This is a genomic window from Pseudoalteromonas sp. TAE56 (assembly GCF_000497955.1).
Taxonomy (GTDB): domain Bacteria; phylum Pseudomonadota; class Gammaproteobacteria; order Enterobacterales; family Alteromonadaceae; genus Pseudoalteromonas.
This window is the reverse complement of record NZ_AUTN01000074.1, coordinates 1-16396: the sequence shown is the minus strand read 5'-3', so window position 1 is coordinate 16396 and position 16396 is coordinate 1. Positions and strand designations below refer to the sequence as shown.

The 16396-nt window shown below is 38.8% G+C and carries 12 protein-coding genes and 1 pseudogene; 7 read left to right on the top strand and 6 right to left on the bottom strand.

Going from position 1 to position 16396, the window contains the following annotated elements; translation table 11 throughout:
- Position 1 precedes the first annotated feature (1 nt).
- Positions 2 to 1054, bottom strand: coding sequence for an efflux RND transporter periplasmic adaptor subunit (locus L656_RS0106675; RefSeq protein WP_024598600.1), 1053 nt, complete (start codon positions 1052 to 1054; stop codon positions 2 to 4).
- A 246-nt stretch (positions 1055 to 1300) separates the two neighbouring features.
- Here L656_RS0106675 and L656_RS0106670 point away from each other — a divergent pair, with 246 nt between their 5' ends.
- The 6 genes from L656_RS0106670 to L656_RS0106645 all read left to right on the top strand — a co-directional run bounded on the left by L656_RS0106670 (position 1301) and on the right by L656_RS0106645 (position 6733).
- A complete protein-coding gene (locus tag L656_RS0106670; protein ID WP_024598599.1) occupies positions 1301 to 2005 on the top strand; it encodes a DUF2982 domain-containing protein in 705 nt (234 codons plus the stop codon).
- A 22-nt stretch (positions 2006 to 2027) separates the two neighbouring features.
- Positions 2028 to 2360: a hypothetical protein gene (locus tag L656_RS0106665; protein WP_024598598.1), complete on the top strand. Its 333-nt coding sequence runs from the start codon at positions 2028 to 2030 to the stop codon at positions 2358 to 2360.
- 69 nt (positions 2361 to 2429) lie between these two features.
- On the top strand, positions 2430 to 4079 hold the full coding sequence (locus L656_RS0106660) for an Lcl C-terminal domain-containing protein (RefSeq protein WP_024598597.1): 1650 nt from the start codon (positions 2430 to 2432) through the stop codon (positions 4077 to 4079).
- 9 nt (positions 4080 to 4088) lie between these two features.
- Positions 4089 to 4607: an Lcl C-terminal domain-containing protein gene (locus tag L656_RS0106655; protein WP_024598596.1), complete on the top strand. Its 519-nt coding sequence runs from the start codon at positions 4089 to 4091 to the stop codon at positions 4605 to 4607.
- Between the two features lie 165 nt (positions 4608 to 4772).
- Positions 4773 to 5690, top strand: coding sequence for an ExeA family protein (locus L656_RS0106650; protein WP_024598595.1), 918 nt, complete (start codon positions 4773 to 4775; stop codon positions 5688 to 5690).
- An 11-nt stretch (positions 5691 to 5701) separates the two neighbouring features.
- The gene (locus tag L656_RS0106645) at positions 5702 to 6733 is read left to right on the top strand and encodes a general secretion pathway protein GspB (RefSeq protein ID WP_024598594.1); all 1032 of its coding nucleotides are present in this window, start codon (positions 5702 to 5704) and stop codon (positions 6731 to 6733) included.
- A gap of 53 nt (positions 6734 to 6786) precedes the next feature.
- On the opposite strand, the gene L656_RS0106640 is transcribed toward L656_RS0106645, so the two are convergent.
- Together L656_RS0106640 and putA are read right to left on the bottom strand one after the other, a co-directional pair.
- Positions 6787 to 7980, bottom strand: coding sequence for an HD-GYP domain-containing protein (locus L656_RS0106640; protein WP_024598593.1), 1194 nt, complete (start codon positions 7978 to 7980; stop codon positions 6787 to 6789).
- 117 nt (positions 7981 to 8097) lie between these two features.
- On the bottom strand, positions 8098 to 11901 hold the full coding sequence (putA, locus tag L656_RS0106635; RefSeq protein ID WP_024598592.1) for a bifunctional proline dehydrogenase/L-glutamate gamma-semialdehyde dehydrogenase PutA: 3804 nt from the start codon (positions 11899 to 11901) through the stop codon (positions 8098 to 8100).
- Positions 11902 to 12070: 169 nt separating this feature from the next.
- Here putA and L656_RS0106630 point away from each other — a divergent pair, with 169 nt between their 5' ends.
- Complete coding sequence (locus L656_RS0106630) at positions 12071 to 12553, top strand: winged helix-turn-helix transcriptional regulator (RefSeq protein WP_024598591.1); 483 nt, start codon at positions 12071 to 12073, stop codon at positions 12551 to 12553.
- A 77-nt stretch (positions 12554 to 12630) separates the two neighbouring features.
- Here L656_RS0106630 and L656_RS0106625 read toward each other — a convergent pair whose 3' ends face one another.
- The 3 genes and pseudogenes from L656_RS0106625 to L656_RS01000000122000 form a co-directional block, all read right to left on the bottom strand.
- A complete protein-coding gene (locus L656_RS0106625; RefSeq protein ID WP_024598590.1) occupies positions 12631 to 13620 on the bottom strand; it encodes a sensor domain-containing diguanylate cyclase in 990 nt (329 codons plus the stop codon).
- A gap of 169 nt (positions 13621 to 13789) precedes the next feature.
- Entirely contained in the window at positions 13790 to 14185 is a 396-nt protein-coding gene (locus L656_RS0106620; RefSeq protein WP_024598589.1) for a DP-EP family protein, read from the bottom strand.
- Between the two features lie 19 nt (positions 14186 to 14204).
- Positions 14205 to 16396, bottom strand: a pseudogene (locus tag L656_RS01000000122000) (tetratricopeptide repeat protein); the annotation flags it as partial.

Sequence of the window (16396 nt, the reverse complement as noted above, 5' to 3'; positions counted from 1 at the left end):
ATTACCCCTTTACGCTTACTTTACTTCCAGAGCGAATTTTTATTAGCCCCTCAGTAACAATTTGCTCGCCATCGGTTAAGCCTTCGTCTATAGCAACCCAGCCATTATTTCTGCCAGCTACATGTACTTCAACTCGATTAGCTATTCCGTCTTGAATTTGAAAAACAAAGTGTTTGTCTTGCAAAGGTATAACCGCTTTTTCTGGCACCATTAATGCTTGGTTGCTGCTTAGCTCAAGTGCTGTATTTAGTAACATACCAGGGCGAAGTAATCCTGATTTATTAGCAAAACTTGCTGTTACTTCAACACTGCGTGTAACCGAATCAATACGCGAGCTAATATGCGTTACCTTGCCGTTAAATGTTTGTCCTGGATAGGCATCGTTTTGAGTAAGTACTTTCATGCCCATGTTTAATTGTGCTAAATATTTTTCAGGTACTTTAAAGTCAACTTTAATAATACTAATATCATCAAGTGTTGTGATTATTGTTGTATTACTTACGTAGGCACCTATTGATATTTCACGCTTACCTAACAAACCTGAAAACGGAGCACTAATAGTCATTTCGTTTAATTTGGTTTTAGCGCTTTCTAATTGAGCTTCAGTGGCATCAACACGAGATAACTGCTCCTCAAGTAACGATTTTGCCGTTGATTGCGAGCGTGAAAGTTCGGTTAGGCGATCTAACTGGCGCTTTTCTTCACGTAAGTTTATGCCAAGCTCTTTAACTGCAATTTGTTCTTGTTGGCTTTGTAGCTGTACTAGTTTTTGTCCTTTACTGACTAAGTCGCCGTCTTTAAAATATATATCTGTGACATAATCGTTTTGCGCACTTTTTATATAGATAGCTTGGTTTGCACGCGCGCTACCGATAGCTTCTATCATCACAGCATTTTCCTGTGAAGTAACAGTATGAGCAGTTACCTGAGTAGACATTTGTGATGAATCGGCCTGTTCGCCGTGGCTAGCGGGTAGATATAAATAAACGCTAAATATTAGAAGTAACGTAATAATAAATGGAAAAAGTGCTTTACCTGATTGTCTTGAGTACATTGATTTCATACCTGAAAATGAATTGTAAGTATTGTACGAAATAAGACCGGGAAAAGACGGTTATGTGTCTCATAAATTTGTGCGTTAAGCGTAAAAGTAAATAAGATTTATTCATTGTTCCTATTTTGTTGAGGTAAAAGCGGTAATGTATGAAATTTAAAACTACCTGTAACTTATGTATAACAACAAGAAAGGTCATAATTTGGGCCATTATTATGTTTGTTTTTTATATGGTGTTTTACCAATATGGATAAATCTAACAATGTCATTAAGTTTCGAGCACAAGGTGCGCGAAACGCAATTGAGGTGCTCGCTGTAGGTGCTATAGGCTTAGCTTTTATTATGTTATTCAATATACTAAGGCCAGGTGAAATTAGCATACTTGAAGTGTTTTTAGTTAGTTTGTGCCTTGCTGCTATTTTTATTGGCTTTTTGAAAACCCAAGAGCCATATCATAGTCTTATTTTAAGTGAGTCGGAGCTTGTTTATTGCCATAAGTACGGGGCTTGGTGTATGCCCCATAGTAACTTTCATCACAGTGGTATACCCAAAGTAGAAGATGGCTTTGATTATTTAGAATTAAATGCAGTTGGTGTTAAGGTAAACGACATAGACGAGTTTTTAACAAGCATAGCGCCTAGAATTGCAGGGAAATTATTAATAGAGCAGCGCAACTTATTCATGCAAGTTGTTCAAAAACATTGCAAAAATGGCAATTGCCCATCAGAATGGCTAATAGAAGATACACATTACACATCCCATAAAGGGATAAGCTATACTGGTCTTATAGCTATGTTTGCTAACAGGACTAAGCACCTTCGACTGTTAACCGGTTACGATTTATTATTGCCAGCCAGTGTGTTGGATAGAGATATCTGGACATTTAGTGCTAACTTAAATAAATGGAAGCGCGAGCCTAGTCAGTTTATAGCGTCGCAAATTAATAATTAAGCTGCGACTGTAGGAAAGAAAAATGAGCCAAGACAGAGCCTTTTTAAAAAGTGGTCGAAACACCATAATACATAAAGATAAAAAGCACGATTTAGTAATTGTAAACTCTGAAATTCATCCCAAAATTAAAGTGACTCAGCATGGCTTAGAGCCATTTAAAGAAGAGTTACCTAAAAACCGCCGTGACGCAAAAGAACGTTATTTAGAGATGGTTTATGTGAGTAGCGCTGATGTATTCGGCGAAGAAAAACAATTACTGTTTATTCAAGCTTTAGATGGGCGTGAATACAAAGTAGATTACAGTAAAATAGGTACAAAGTTGTTTGTACGCATTCATCAAGATACATATATGTAGTACTTTAATGGCATCTTTATTGCTTATGATTACACTATAGTAATTATTTGACATAATAAGGTGCTGCGTATGAAAGCGTTTGCTTTAATCCCCCTCATTTCTTGTGGTTTGCTGAGTGCGTGTGGAGGCGGTGGCGGTGATAGCGATAATACAGTTGTAGAAACGTCTGTTAATGCTGGAACCGATTTACAAATTATCGAAAAAACTGAATTTACCATCACAGCACAAGGTTCCCCTGCGGATGGTACGTTTTCATGGCAACAGGTTAGCGGCCCAAGCTTAGAAGGTTTTCCGCTTGATGGCGCAGATCAAACACTTACAGCCCCTGACGTAAAAGCTGACAGCGAAATTATCTTAAGAGTGAGCTATCAAAGTACGGGTAGTAGCGCTGTTAGTGACGATATTTCTATTTCAGTGAGCTCTAATAATCAACTTCCTCTTGCTGTTGTTACCCAAACCTTACCTGAAACACTCCCTTCTGTATACAAAGATACAGTGACTTTGAGCGCCCTTGAGTCGAGCGATCCTGATGATAATGGCCAAATTGATAGTTATTTGTGGCAACTGCTATCAGGTCCTGATTTAGATATTGCGAGCTTTAACGAGTCAACTCTTAGCTTTTCTCATCCATTACTAGAAAGTAACGTAAATTTATCTTGGCAGCTAACAGTCACTGATGATGAAGGCGGTGAGGCGAGTACTCAATATTCAATGACACTTAATAAAACAAATGAACTAGTGGATGCAAATGCAGGCGCTGATCAAAATGTCGAAGAGTTTGAAGAAGTAACGCTTGATGCAACGAATAGCGAAACTGTCACCGATACGTATCAGTGTAAATGGCAACAACTTACCGGTAATAGCGAAACATTAAGTAATAGCGACCAATGTACAACGACATTTTTTGCCTCTGATGTAGATACTGAATCTACGTTGAGCTTTGAAGTAACGGTAACCGACTCAAAAGGACGCACCGATACAGATTCTTTATTTGTTGATGTATCACCAAAAGCGCTTGGGCTTATAAATGATAGTGGTGTTGGTGAGTGCTATAACAACACCCAACGAATTAACTGTGAAAGCGATGACTTTCCAGCGCAAGATGCTGAGCTTGGACGCGATAGCTATGCAAACCGCTTAGATAAGGTTGGCAAAGGCAATTTAGCGTTTGACTACACTAAACTTAATCAGTTTGCTGATGAAGTTGGTGATGATAGTAGTGACTTTACCTGTATACGCGATAATGTTACTGGACTTGTATGGGAAGTAAAAAGTGAATCCTCAGGAGTATTACCAAATACAAGTTTGCGTGAGGGGCAAAATCATTACTTTTGGGATGTAGGGAATACTACTTTTACCGATACCAGTACAGCCAATTCAACGTGTCCGGACAACACAAGTTGCGGTGTACAAAGTTATATAAACGAAGTGAATAACTTAGATTTTTGTGGTGGTACAAACTGGCGGTTACCTACTTATACAGAGCTTTTAGGTTTAATTGATTACGGTAAACAAGGGCAAAGCATATTAATTGATGAGGCGTTTTTTCCTAATATGCCCAGTGAAAGTGCATTAAGCCATTTACGTTACTGGACCTCACAAACCGCAGCCGATGGTACAAGTTTATCGCAAGCGTACATTATTGACATGAGTGATGGTAACGATCTTGCTTATCCAAAAGAAAATACCGCGTATGTTCGCTTAGTTAGAAGCCGTTAGGAGAAAATAATGAGATTAAAATTACTCTATGCACTAGCAACTATAAGCTTGAGCTTTAATATTGCAGCGGCGCAAACGTGCTACGACGGTGCAGATACCACAACGCCGACAGATAGATTTACCATAAATACAGATGGTACAGTGTCTGATACCGAAACAGGCCTCATGTGGCAACGCTGTAGTTATGGGCAAACTTATAATACAGAGACCCAGCTTTGTGAAGGCTCAACACCTTCTCTTACTTGGCAAGAAGCACTACGCGGTGCTAAAAATGATACAACCGCAGATTACGATGATTGGCAAATGCCTAACATTAAAGAGCTTGCGAGTATTTTAGAGCACAGTTGTACCGAGCCGAGCATTAATGAAGAGGTGTTTTTTGGTACTAAGCTTCAAAACTATTGGTCAAATACATCGGGTGTGAGCACGATGAGCTCAGCGTGGGTTTATCAATTTGATAGTGGGCTTAATAGCTTACACGCCAAAACCAGTAATGTGTATTTGCGGTTAGTTCGTTACGAAGAATAAAGTACATAGTAAGATTAGATAGATGAAAGTGCAGCCTTAAACCCGCTGCATTTTTTTGTTTTACATAAATTTACGTTATTTCAATAATAAAGCGCTTACAACGTTGTCACTTAGCGCGTTTTTTTGCCATTATAGGCCGTGATTTAATTACGAAGGAACATCACGGTGTATTTAAGCTATTTTGGCCTGAATGAAAAACCTTTTTCAATTTCGCCCAACCCTCATTACTTATTTTTAAGTGAACGACATAAAGAAGCCTTAGCACACCTTACCTATGGATTAGGTGAAGACGGTGGTTTTGTATTATTAACAGGCGAAGTGGGTACAGGTAAAACTACAATTACCCGCAGTATGTTAGAGCAGTTACCTGAAAACACGCAAGTAGCTATGATCCATAACCCAGCACTTTCAGAGCTAGAGTTATTAGCCAGTATTTGTGATGAGCTCAACATTAGTTATGATGCTAATAATGCAACGCTTAAAAGTCTTACCGATATTATAAAAAAGCATTTAGAGACCAATAATAAATCGGGTGGGCATACCATTCTTATAATTGATGAAGCGCAGTTACTTGCCCCTAATGTGCTTGAGCAATTACGCTTGCTGACAAATATAGAAACCGATCATAAAAAATTATTACAAATAGTATTGGTTGGTCAACCTGAGCTACAAGAGCTTTTAAAGCGCAATGAATTAAGGCAACTCGCCCAGAGAATAACAGCTCGTTACCATTTATTACCACTTACGCAAGGCCAAACAGTAGCTTACATAAAGCACCGTTTACATGTTGCAGGATGTGATAAAGGAATTTTTTCGATGGATGCTATGCAAGCTGTTCATCAATTAACCGGTGGTGTGCCACGATTAATGAACTTGGTCTGTGAGCGAGCTTTGGTAGGCACTTTTGCAAAGCAGCAGTTGATAGTTGATAGCGATATAATAAAAAAATCAGCACATGAGTCATTACCCATGGATTTTGTAGCGCCCGTTAATGAGGCTAACAAAGCAACGTCACTAGTACCATATAGCCTTGCATTCGCTGCTTTATTTGCCGTAGGCATTGGGCTTTCATTTATTTTATAGTTAGGTAAGTTATGTCTTATTTATTAGATGCGCTAAAGCAGTCACAGCAATCAGATATGAGTGCTGAGCAATACGACTTACAATCAGAGCAGTTAAAGCAACAGCAAGCACTTAAGCGTTATAGACGATTAGCGCTAGTATTTGGTACAAGCTTAGCTGCTTTTATTGCGGTAGCTGGTGGGTTTACTACGGGTAAGTGGTTTCAAGGTACTACTTTATTAAACATATCGGAGCCCGCTGTAATTAAGGTGGTTGAAAGTGAAAAATCGTCACCTAAAGAAGAAGTTAAAGAGGTAGATGTTGAAAAACAGCAAATAGCTAAGTTAGAGCCTGCTAAAGTAGCTCCAACAAATACAGCAACGATTGAAGGACAACTTGTACATGTGCAAACACCTAATGGTGTACAGCAAATGTTATTAACGCCTAATGGGCAATATATTCCTATGCCATCGAGTCAGGGCGGGAATGCAGCAGGTTATAATCAGCAGAGCGTGCAGCAAGTAATGCCAGTTCAAAATTATAATCAGCCAGTATTTAATCCACAAAGTAATTACAATCCAAATAATATGCAGAACGCTTCGGTATTTGGGCAAAGTCAAAATACAGCATCTGCTCAACTAGATATGAGTAAATATAAAGTCCTGGGTAAGCCAATTAATGGTAGCAACCAATCTCAATTGATGAGCGATCCTGAACTTGATGAGGTGCCTACAACACTTAAAAATGCGTTTGCTCAAGCTATACAAGACGTCGAAAAAAATCAAGATTATGAAGTTACCCAAGCATCAAAAAGGTCATCACGTGTTGAGCCTGTAGAATTGCTGCCTGATGGTTTGCAATCAATGTTGCCTAGTATTAAATATCAAGCACATATATATTCATCGAGTGCGGATAAGCGTTGGATCAAGCTAAATGGCCGAGAGCTACATGAGGGTGAGAGGATTGGCGCTTTAACTGTAAGAGAGATTACACCTGAACAAAGTGTACTTGATTTTGATGGTTATGAGTTTAGCTTAAAAGCTTTGCAAGATTGGCCAGAGTAAGCGCTTAGTTATTTAATTGAGAGCTCGGTAGAATGTTGAGCTCTCAATATTGCTTAGGATAATATTGAGTTTTTATAAAAGCGTTCTAAATCAATATTATACTCTTTAGGTTTCACCGCTGATTCAAGGGTATCTAGGGTTTTTTTATTAGATAAATCGATATCTTTTATCTCTGTATAGCGACTATGTTTGGCGCTGTAAAATGTTTTAACAATAGGCTTTAGTGGTGTACTTGGGTTACTCTCGGTCACTAAGCCAACTTTTTGACTCGATAACCTAACAAGCGTTCCTACTGGGTGAATACCAATACATTGAATAAACTTATTAAGCAGCACAGGGTCGAAGCTATCTGGGCACCCATCTTTTAGTATTTTAAACGCTTTTATTGGCTCCATGCCTGCCTTGTAAACACGCTCTGCAGTGAGTGCATCATACACATCTACAATTGACGCCATACGTACGTATTGGCTTATTTCGTCACCCTTTTTACCAAATGGGTAGCCTTTACCATCAAGCCTTTCATGATGCATACCTGCAATATCAACAGCGATACCTGTTAAGCCGGACTCTTCTAAAATTTCTTTACTGAAAAGCGAGTGCAATTTCATTATTTTAAATTCTTCATCAGTAAAGCGACCAGGTTTATTGAGTATTTCATCTGGAATTTTTATTTTTCCAATGTCATGTAAAAGTGCGCCTGTAGTCAGCTCAACGATAATGTTTTTTTCTATACTTAAATGCTTAGCGAAGATCCCCATTAGTATCGATACATTAATAGAGTGCTCAAGTAGATAGGCATCTTTTTGGCGCATTTGAGTAAGGCAGGCTAGGGCATCTTGGTTTCTAAAAACAGAGTCCATAAAGCCACTTGCCAGCTCTTTAAATGGCGCAATATCTATATCGCGGCCTGCTTTTATATCTTTAAATGCTTTTATTTGTAGCGTTTTAGCTTCGTCATACAGCTTTTTTGCCTTTCCCATTTCTTGTTCGGCACTGTGTGTTTTTTGCCAAGGGTCGCGCTTTATTTTTGTTGTAGGTGTCGCAATTGGATCTTTTTCGGGGACTGTATCAATGAGGGTTTTATCAGGGTCGATTTCTATTTCTAGAATGCCTGCTTTTATCAAGTTGTTAATACCTGCCTGAGTTTTAACCCAGCCTTGATTTTTAATTTTGATACTACCAGTTTGCTTGGTAACACTTTGTACAAACATACCTGGGAGTAGCTGACTAACGGGAATTATTTTCAAATTTACTGCTTCTGTTACTAATCTTTAACTAATTTAACAAAAACATACGTTACTACCTAATAAAAAAGGCACTTTTCAGTGCCTTTTTTATTTTTTAATGAAAAAACATTAGCTTAATTATTCATCATCTTCAACAAGCGTCATTAGTGATGTGTTACCACCTGATGCTGTTGTATCAATACTGATTGTTTTTTCAGTAATAAGACGTTTAATCAGTGTATCGTAATACTCAGAGCTAATTACTGGTAAAATAGCACCTTTACGCTGTGCAAGCTGTTGGCTAAAGTAGCCCAAGCGAGACGAGCGAGCAGCAACTACTGCACCGGCCAAATGAGGGTGGGCCAAAATAGCTTGTAACTGGTTAGGTTTAGCTACTTGGAAAACACCTTCAGCAACACCTGTAGAGATAAATTTATCTTTAAAGGCAACGGCTTCATCATAAAACAGCTCAGACGCTACTGTAATTACCGTATTACCAGCGGCAATAGCAGTAATGATAGACAATGCCCAGAAGTTAAATGATGTACTCTTATCTGCATAGCACACTACACAACCACGTGCTTCTAGATGAAGTGTATTAGACTCACCCGTTGGCCCAGGCAGGGTAGTAAACTTACGCATGTGCTTTTCAAGGCGATTAAGCTGTGCACGTGCTTCTGATAGTGTTAATGCTAAATCGTCTGCTAAATCGTCGATAATTTCTACCGTCGCAATTTTAGCAAGCAACTGACGTACAGCCGAAACACGGTCGTTTAGTGGTGTTGCGCGCCAGATTTTTTCATCGCGCATTGAGTTCGTCATTAGCTTTTGAACTTGCTCATTCGCACCGCTGTAGTGGTGTAAATCAAGCTCATCTGGCGTCAGGTTAGTCATTTGTACGTTATCTGGTGATGCTTTTTCTTTTACTAAACGTTGTAGGTAGTTAGGGCCACCGGCTTTAGGGCCAGTACCTGATAAACCACGGCCACCAAACGGTTGCACACCAACAATTGCACCAATCATGTTGCGGTTAATGTAAACATTACCTGCACGTGACATCTTAGCAAGGTACTCACAACGCTCTTCAATACGTGAATGAACACCCATTGTCAGACCATAGCCCGTGTTATTTATTTGATCCATCACATCATCAAGTTCATTCGACTTAAAGCGAACAATATGTACACATGGGCCAAACACTTCACGTTTAAGTACTGATAAGTCTTCGATTTCGTATAAGCGAGGGGCAAAAAAGTATGCGCCATTTTGAGTGTTATCAGGGATTTTACACTCGTAATGAAGTATAGAATTACCTTTTAAGTACTCAACGTGTTCATTTAAGTTTTTAAGTGCTTTTTCATCAATTACAGGACCAACATCAGTTGATAGTAACGCTGGGTCGCCAATGTGTAACTCAGCTAGAGCGCCTTTAAGCATTTCAATAATGCCATCAGCTACGTCATCTTGAATGAATAAAACACGAAGGGCAGAACAACGTTGGCCAGCACTTTGAAAACCAGAGCTGATCACATCGTCAACTACTTGCTCAGGAAGGGCCGTTGAATCAACAATCATACAGTTTTGGCCACCTGTTTCTGCAATTAACGGTACTTGAATATCGTTACGTGCAGCAAGTGTTTGAGAAATTAATGTGCCTGTTTCAGTAGAACCTGTAAACATAACCGCTTGAATGCGCTCATCAGGAACGATTGTTTTACCTACTTCAGAACCACGAGCAATAACCGGTTGAACAACATGCTCAGGTAAACCAACAGACAGCATTAGTTCAATAGCACGAAGGGCGATTAAACTTGTTTGCTCAGCAGGCTTAGCAATTACAGTGTTACCTGTAACAATCGCAGCAGCGACTTGACCTAAGAATATTGCAAGCGGGAAGTTCCACGGGCTAATACATAAAATAACGCCACGGGCTTCAAAACGCTCATCTTTAGATAACTCTTCAGCGCGCGCTGCGTAGTAACGACAAAAATCAACCGCTTCACGTACTTCATCAATACCATCTTGCGCTACTTTACCCGCTTCTTTAATACAGATAGCGACTAGTTCATCATGATGACGCTCTAAAATATCAGCAACGCGGCGCAGTAAATTAGCACGGTCTTTTACAGGTGTTTGTGACCATGATTCAAGTGCAGCTTCAGCGTTAGCCAGTAATACTTTCATCTCTTCGCCAGTTTGCAATTTAACGTGTCCGATGATTTCTTTGTGATTTGCTGGGTTTTTAACAGCCAGTGAGCCTTCTGGTACTTGGCTTTGCTCAATTAAGTGCTCGTTAAACCATGTTTCAAGATTCTCTTTGAAAGGGGTAATAACGTTAATATCGGTTAAATCCATGCCTTTAGAATTAGCACGTTCTTCACCGTATAAATCAATCGGCATTCTGATTTGCGTATTGTACTTATTACGCAAGCCTTGCAGTGTTTCTACAGGGTCTGGTAGTAATGATTCAACAGGTTTTGTTGTATCCACAATGGCGTTTACAAATGATGAGTTAGCACCATTTTCTAACAAACGACGAACAAGGTAAGCAAGTAGGTCTTCGTGTTGACCAACGGGTGCATATACACGACATTGAATTTTTTCTTCGTTAACGATTTGGTCGAATAATGATTCACCCATACCGTGCAAACGTTGAAATTCAAAACCTGTGTTGTCGCCTTTCGCTACTTCTAAAATAGTCGCGGCAGTGTAAGCGTTATGTGTAGCAAATTGCGGATAAAGCACGTCGCGCGCTTCAAGCATTTTAATTGCACATGCTTTGTAAGAAACATCGGTTGTTGCTTTACGAGTAAATACAGGGAAATGCTCTAAACCATCTTGTTGTGTGGTTTTGATTTCTGTATCCCAGTATGCGCCTTTAACTAAACGTACCATCATCTTACGACCAACACGGGTTGCAAGGTCTGTTAGCCATTCAATTACAAAAATAGCGCGTTTTTGATACGCTTGAACCGCTAAGCCAAATCCTTGCCAATCACCAAGATCTTCATCACTAAATACCGCTTCAATTACATCTAGAGAAATATCTAAACGGTCAGCTTCTTCAGCATCAACAGTAAAGCCGATATCGTATTTCTTAGCGGCAAGCGCAAGCTCTTTTAACTTTGGTACAATTTCTTCCATCACACGGTCTTTATGAGTGAACTCATAACGTGGATGAATAGCAGAAAGCTTAACTGAAATGCCAGGGCTCTTAATTGGACCACGACCATTGGCCGCTTTACCAATCGAGTGTATAGCGTTCATGTAGCTGTCAAAGTAACGCTTCGCATCTTTCATTGTGCGCGCGCCTTCACCTAGCATATCGTAAGAATATACATAACCTTTTTGCTCTGTATCGGCAGCACGTTCAATTGCTTCGTCAATGGTACGACCCATAACGAATTGCTTACCCATAATTTTCATAGCAAAATTTACAGACTTACGAATAACTGGCTCACCTAAACGACCAATGGTCTTTTTAAGCATACCGAACTGTTGTTCTTTCGTTTTGTCAGTGTAGTTAACCATTTTACCGGTAACTAATAATCCCCAAGAAGACGCGTTTACAAATAAAGAATCGCTACTTCCTAAATGAGAGCTCCAATCACCTTTCGCTAACTTGTCGCGAATCAGTACATCTTGAGTTGCTTTGTCTGGTACACGAAGCAGTGCTTCGGCCAAACACATTAATACAACGCCTTCTTCACTTGAAAGTGAAAATTCATTTAAAAGCGCATCAACACCGCCTTGCCCATCTTGCTCTTTACGAATGTTTAAAACAATCTGGCGGGCTCTTTCCCAGGCACGACTTCGTGCTTTTACGCCTACTTCTGCAAGCGGTAAAATATGATCAATAACCGCATTTTCATCTATGCGGTAGAAGTCACGGATTCTTTGTCTAATAGGACAAATCGTTGTTAAATCGCCGTTGAATAACATAAGCAACCCTCAGGAGTGTTAAGAATTAAAGTAAAATTAATTACCAATAAATTACCAGTGATATTGTGAGTGCATTCTAATTAAATTTCAGCAGAATATGCTGGTTAAATTTCGCGTTTTACGATAATTTACAGGGCATAAATTTAACTTATCCGCATAAAATTCTGTTATGACAATTCCAAATAGATTACGCATGCTAGATCGTATTGATTTAGCCATACTAGACGTTCTACAAAAGAACGGCAGAATTTCAAATGTTAACCTCGCAAAACAGGTTAATTTGAGTGCAAGCCCGTGTCTTGATCGTGTAAAACGATTAGAGCAAGAAGGCTATATCGAAGGCTATTACGCTAAGCTTAGCGAAGCTAAACTTAATCAGAGCTTAGTAGCGCACGTTCAAGTGTCGCTTGTTGCTTCAAATACAGCAGTATTTAAGGTATTTAGAGAGCATATACTAAGAATACAACAAGTCGTTGAATGTGACATGGTGGCAGGCGGTTATGATTACTTATTAAAAATCCGCGTTTCTAATATGGAAGAATATAGACAAGTTCTTGGCGACTTAGTCGATATTCCAGGCGTGGGCACTCATCATACATATATGGTGATCGAAAAGATTAAAAAAGACGAAGGGCTGCTAATCGACGTTTAAACTTTTCTCAAGTAATAAAAACCGCCAAGTGCGGTTTTTATTTCAGTACATAAAGGCTATACCAAATAGTGAGTACATCACCTTATACATAATTTATTTCGACCTTCCGACTTCGCTCTATATAAAGCCGTATCAGCCGCGCATATTAATGCCTCAGATGTTCTGTATTGATTATCGTATTCGCAGGCTAAACCCTGGCTTACACTTATCTTTACATTCGCTGGCAAACCAATATCTCTAAAACTAATGTTGAGTATTTTTTCTTGAATACGTTTTGCGATCATTTCTGCATTTGAGACATGTGAGCGAGGTAATACAACAGCAAACTCCTCACCACCATAGCGTGCTACTAAACTATCTTTTGAGGGGAGGCAGTCTTCAATTGTTTGCGCTACTTTTTGCAAACATTTATCACCCTTTACATGACCAAAATTATCGTTAAACAGTTTAAAAAAATCAATATCGATCAAGATAAAACTCAAAGGCTGTTTGTCTACTATGCATTCTTGCCAATTTTTAATAATCGCCTTTTCTAAAGTGCAGCGATTAGCGATACCTGTAAGGTGATCTATTTTGGCTATGTTTTCGAGTACTTTATACTTTTTAACATGCCTAGAAATATCATGCATAATACAAATAAATAGAGGGATATTGTTTGTGGTTGATGCGGGTATACAAGAAATTGAGAGCTCTATATCTAAACAGTTACCATTGTTTTTTATTATTTTAACTTCTTTGGGGCCATGATTGAGTGGTGTTTGATAGTTGTTTTTCCAACTTTCAAACATGTAAGCATAGTCATCGCGATACTGTTCTTGTAAACAATCTTGCCATTTTTTACCTATTAATGAATCAGACGTAACATTAAAAAAACGAGCCGCAACGGGATTTACTGATTCAAACACCCCATCTGCATTAACAATAAAAATAGCATCGGCCATGACATTAGTGACATTAATAATTGCGCTTATTTTTTCATTGTTAACGGTATTAGAAATGCTACTGATTAATGCAGATACAGCATTTTCGGTGTTATTTGCTCTGCTATTTTCATTATTGTTAGACATGGTGTTGCTCATTTTTATTGTTAATGAAACTTTATGTCTAGTAGTTTATTTAATTTATATTTTTTAAACCTTTCGGTAATCTTCCTTTTTAAGTCTTTGATTTTTTTATTTTTATTTTGCACAGGCTTTGATTTGCCTGTGCAAATTGTTTTGGTGTTATCCTCCAGCTTTAGTTAGGTTTTTTATCGTTCTCAACTTGTGGATCTGGGCTTTTGTACGCTTTACCATCTCGCTCTACTACAAAACGCATACAGGTGAGGCCAATATTTTGGTTTGAATCAAATACACAAATAGCTTTACCTCCTTTTATTAATGCACCTGCAAAATCTTCTTTAGCGCAAGGCTCCACAGATCCTTCTACTTTCGAGAACTCAACGCCAACGAATGTGATACCTTCATTGGTAGGGTGATCTTTAATAATATAAAGGCCAATTGAGTTAGCATCTACGACGCTGCCACCACCGCTAACCACTTTGTCATTCTGGTAGTAAGTTATTATAGCTTCATCAGTATCGTTGATAATAATATCCACATGAAATATAAATGGAGATAAGGTTGGAAGCATGCTTTTTCCTTTTAAGTTGTTATAGTTCAAAGTTATTGATGCCTAATTTAGTTAGGCTGTTTTTTAAGTTTGTAATCTTGGCATCTTTGTTTAAGCAAGTATGCGCTTGGATTAGTGGGAAAGTGTAATGTAAGCTTTTAGTTTTTTTACTTCCCAAAATGTTGAGTGCGTTTTGGCAGTATATTTTTTTTTCTTCTTCATTTGGGGTTAGCTTAGCATTAGCTAAATTTACTATTGCAGAAATTGACCCTAAACCATCTTCATTAAGACTATTTACCTGCTCCCTATAATCGTCGCTTTGCTCAAGTGATTTTAAAAGTGCTTCAGCTTTTGAGTAGAAACCCCGTTGTGAAAAATATTGAATTAGGCTTATTTGGGTGTTAATTATTTCTGTATTGTTAAATTTCTCTTGAGCTAAAAAATTCAGGATTTCATTCACCTCATTTTCAGTTTGAATATTTTTAGATAACACTAACTGCAAAGCTAAAAAACGAAAATAGGAACGTTGAAATTGTTTATTTGCAGGGTCTTGCAAGCGAGCAATATTAATCGCAGTTGTCGCCTGTTCGGCTTTTTCATACGCAAGACTTTTATCACTTAAATAACTTAACAAGTAACTCTGTTGTATGTAATTTGACGCAAGCCCCTTGTATAAACTAGCGTCATTAGGGTACTTGTTTAGCATGATTCTTAATTCGTTAGTAGCATTATTAAACATATCCAGTGCGCGATTAAAGTGCCCTAATCTCTCTTCAGTGCTGGCGAGCCAACTGATTGTATCCGCTTTATCACGCAGTAAGTTTTTATTATTGGGTTTAAGCTCAAGGGCTTCATTTTTTAAAGCAAGCGACTCTGTAAAGCGTTGCTTCGCGCCAGTGTAGTTAAATTGCTTTAAATACAAAGACCCCAGCGAATTATGTGAATATGACAATTCCATAATGGAGTTAAAATCATTCGGTGCTAACGAATACATGGTTTCGCTGTATGTATGGTACTTTTTAAATAATGGCTCTGTGGCAGCGTAATCACTTTTATCATAATGGAGCTGNGAGCCAAAAGGCATTTGCACCCGCAAGCGTGAGTAGCTCTAAATTGTTTGACTTGATTTTTAATAATGCCTCAAGGCGGGTGCTGGCGTTTTCAAAGGCGGTAAAGGCTTCATCGGTTTTACCTCGGGAATAAGCTACTTCACCCATTGCTTCGAGGGTTTGTGCGTACTGAAAACGGTTGTTAAATTGTGCTTTATTATCGCTAAAGCCGAAGAGTGAACCTGATTCGTCTGTTTGATTTGTAAAATATTCAAGTGCTTTATTACTAATACCATCAAGTAAGTCCATACGCTTTACGCTACGCAGTTTGTCGGCAAAGTCACCCACCATAAACCCTAGTAAGCTTTCGGCCTCAAGCTGTTTTTTTTGCGCATGTTGCTGGGCCTTAAAACTAGTAAAGCTCATTAATAACGCGGTGAATGTAAGTAAGCACAATAAAGCAACGGTCACTCGTTTTACTCTTATTTTTGCTTTTGTTTTTTTAATAGAGCTTTTGATAAGAGCGTGCTCGTTATCATCTAATCTAAACAGTTTGTCGTTAAGTAATAGCTGCGCTTCTTGTAGCGGTTTACCTGGCGCTAGGAGGTAGGCACTACTTTTACCTTCATCTATCCAATTTTGCGCTTGGTGTTGTAAGCGGCTTTTTATTGCTAAGGCATCTTTATGGTCATTAATCCATTGTTTTGCGCGCGGCCATTGACGTAATAATGCCTCGTGAGCAAGGCTAAAACAGGCTTCTTCGTTTTGAAGGTGCGATACAAATAAACGGCTATCGACCATGGCTTGCACAAGCTCTTTTTGGCTTGTGTTCGTTAATGTTTGCCAGCGGGCAGCGCGGCTCGTAATGGTTTTACCATCATGGTTAAGCGTTATTAACTGTGATAACACGCTTTTTAGTTGCTGTTGTTGCTCGTTGCTGAGGTCAATAAATATATCTTCTGCTTTTTTGCCTATGGCGCCCTCAATACCACCGAGTTTTGTGTAAACACTGTGCAGTAGCTCGTTATTATCACTGCGCTGTAAATACAGCTCTTGCAATGTGTATTGCAGCATGGGCAGTGCATCGGGGTTATTGGCTGTATCTGCACAAAGTATTTCATCCAGTGGTGTTTGGGTTTGTGGGTCATTCGAGAACGTTAAATTAGCGGTTAACGCTGGCAGG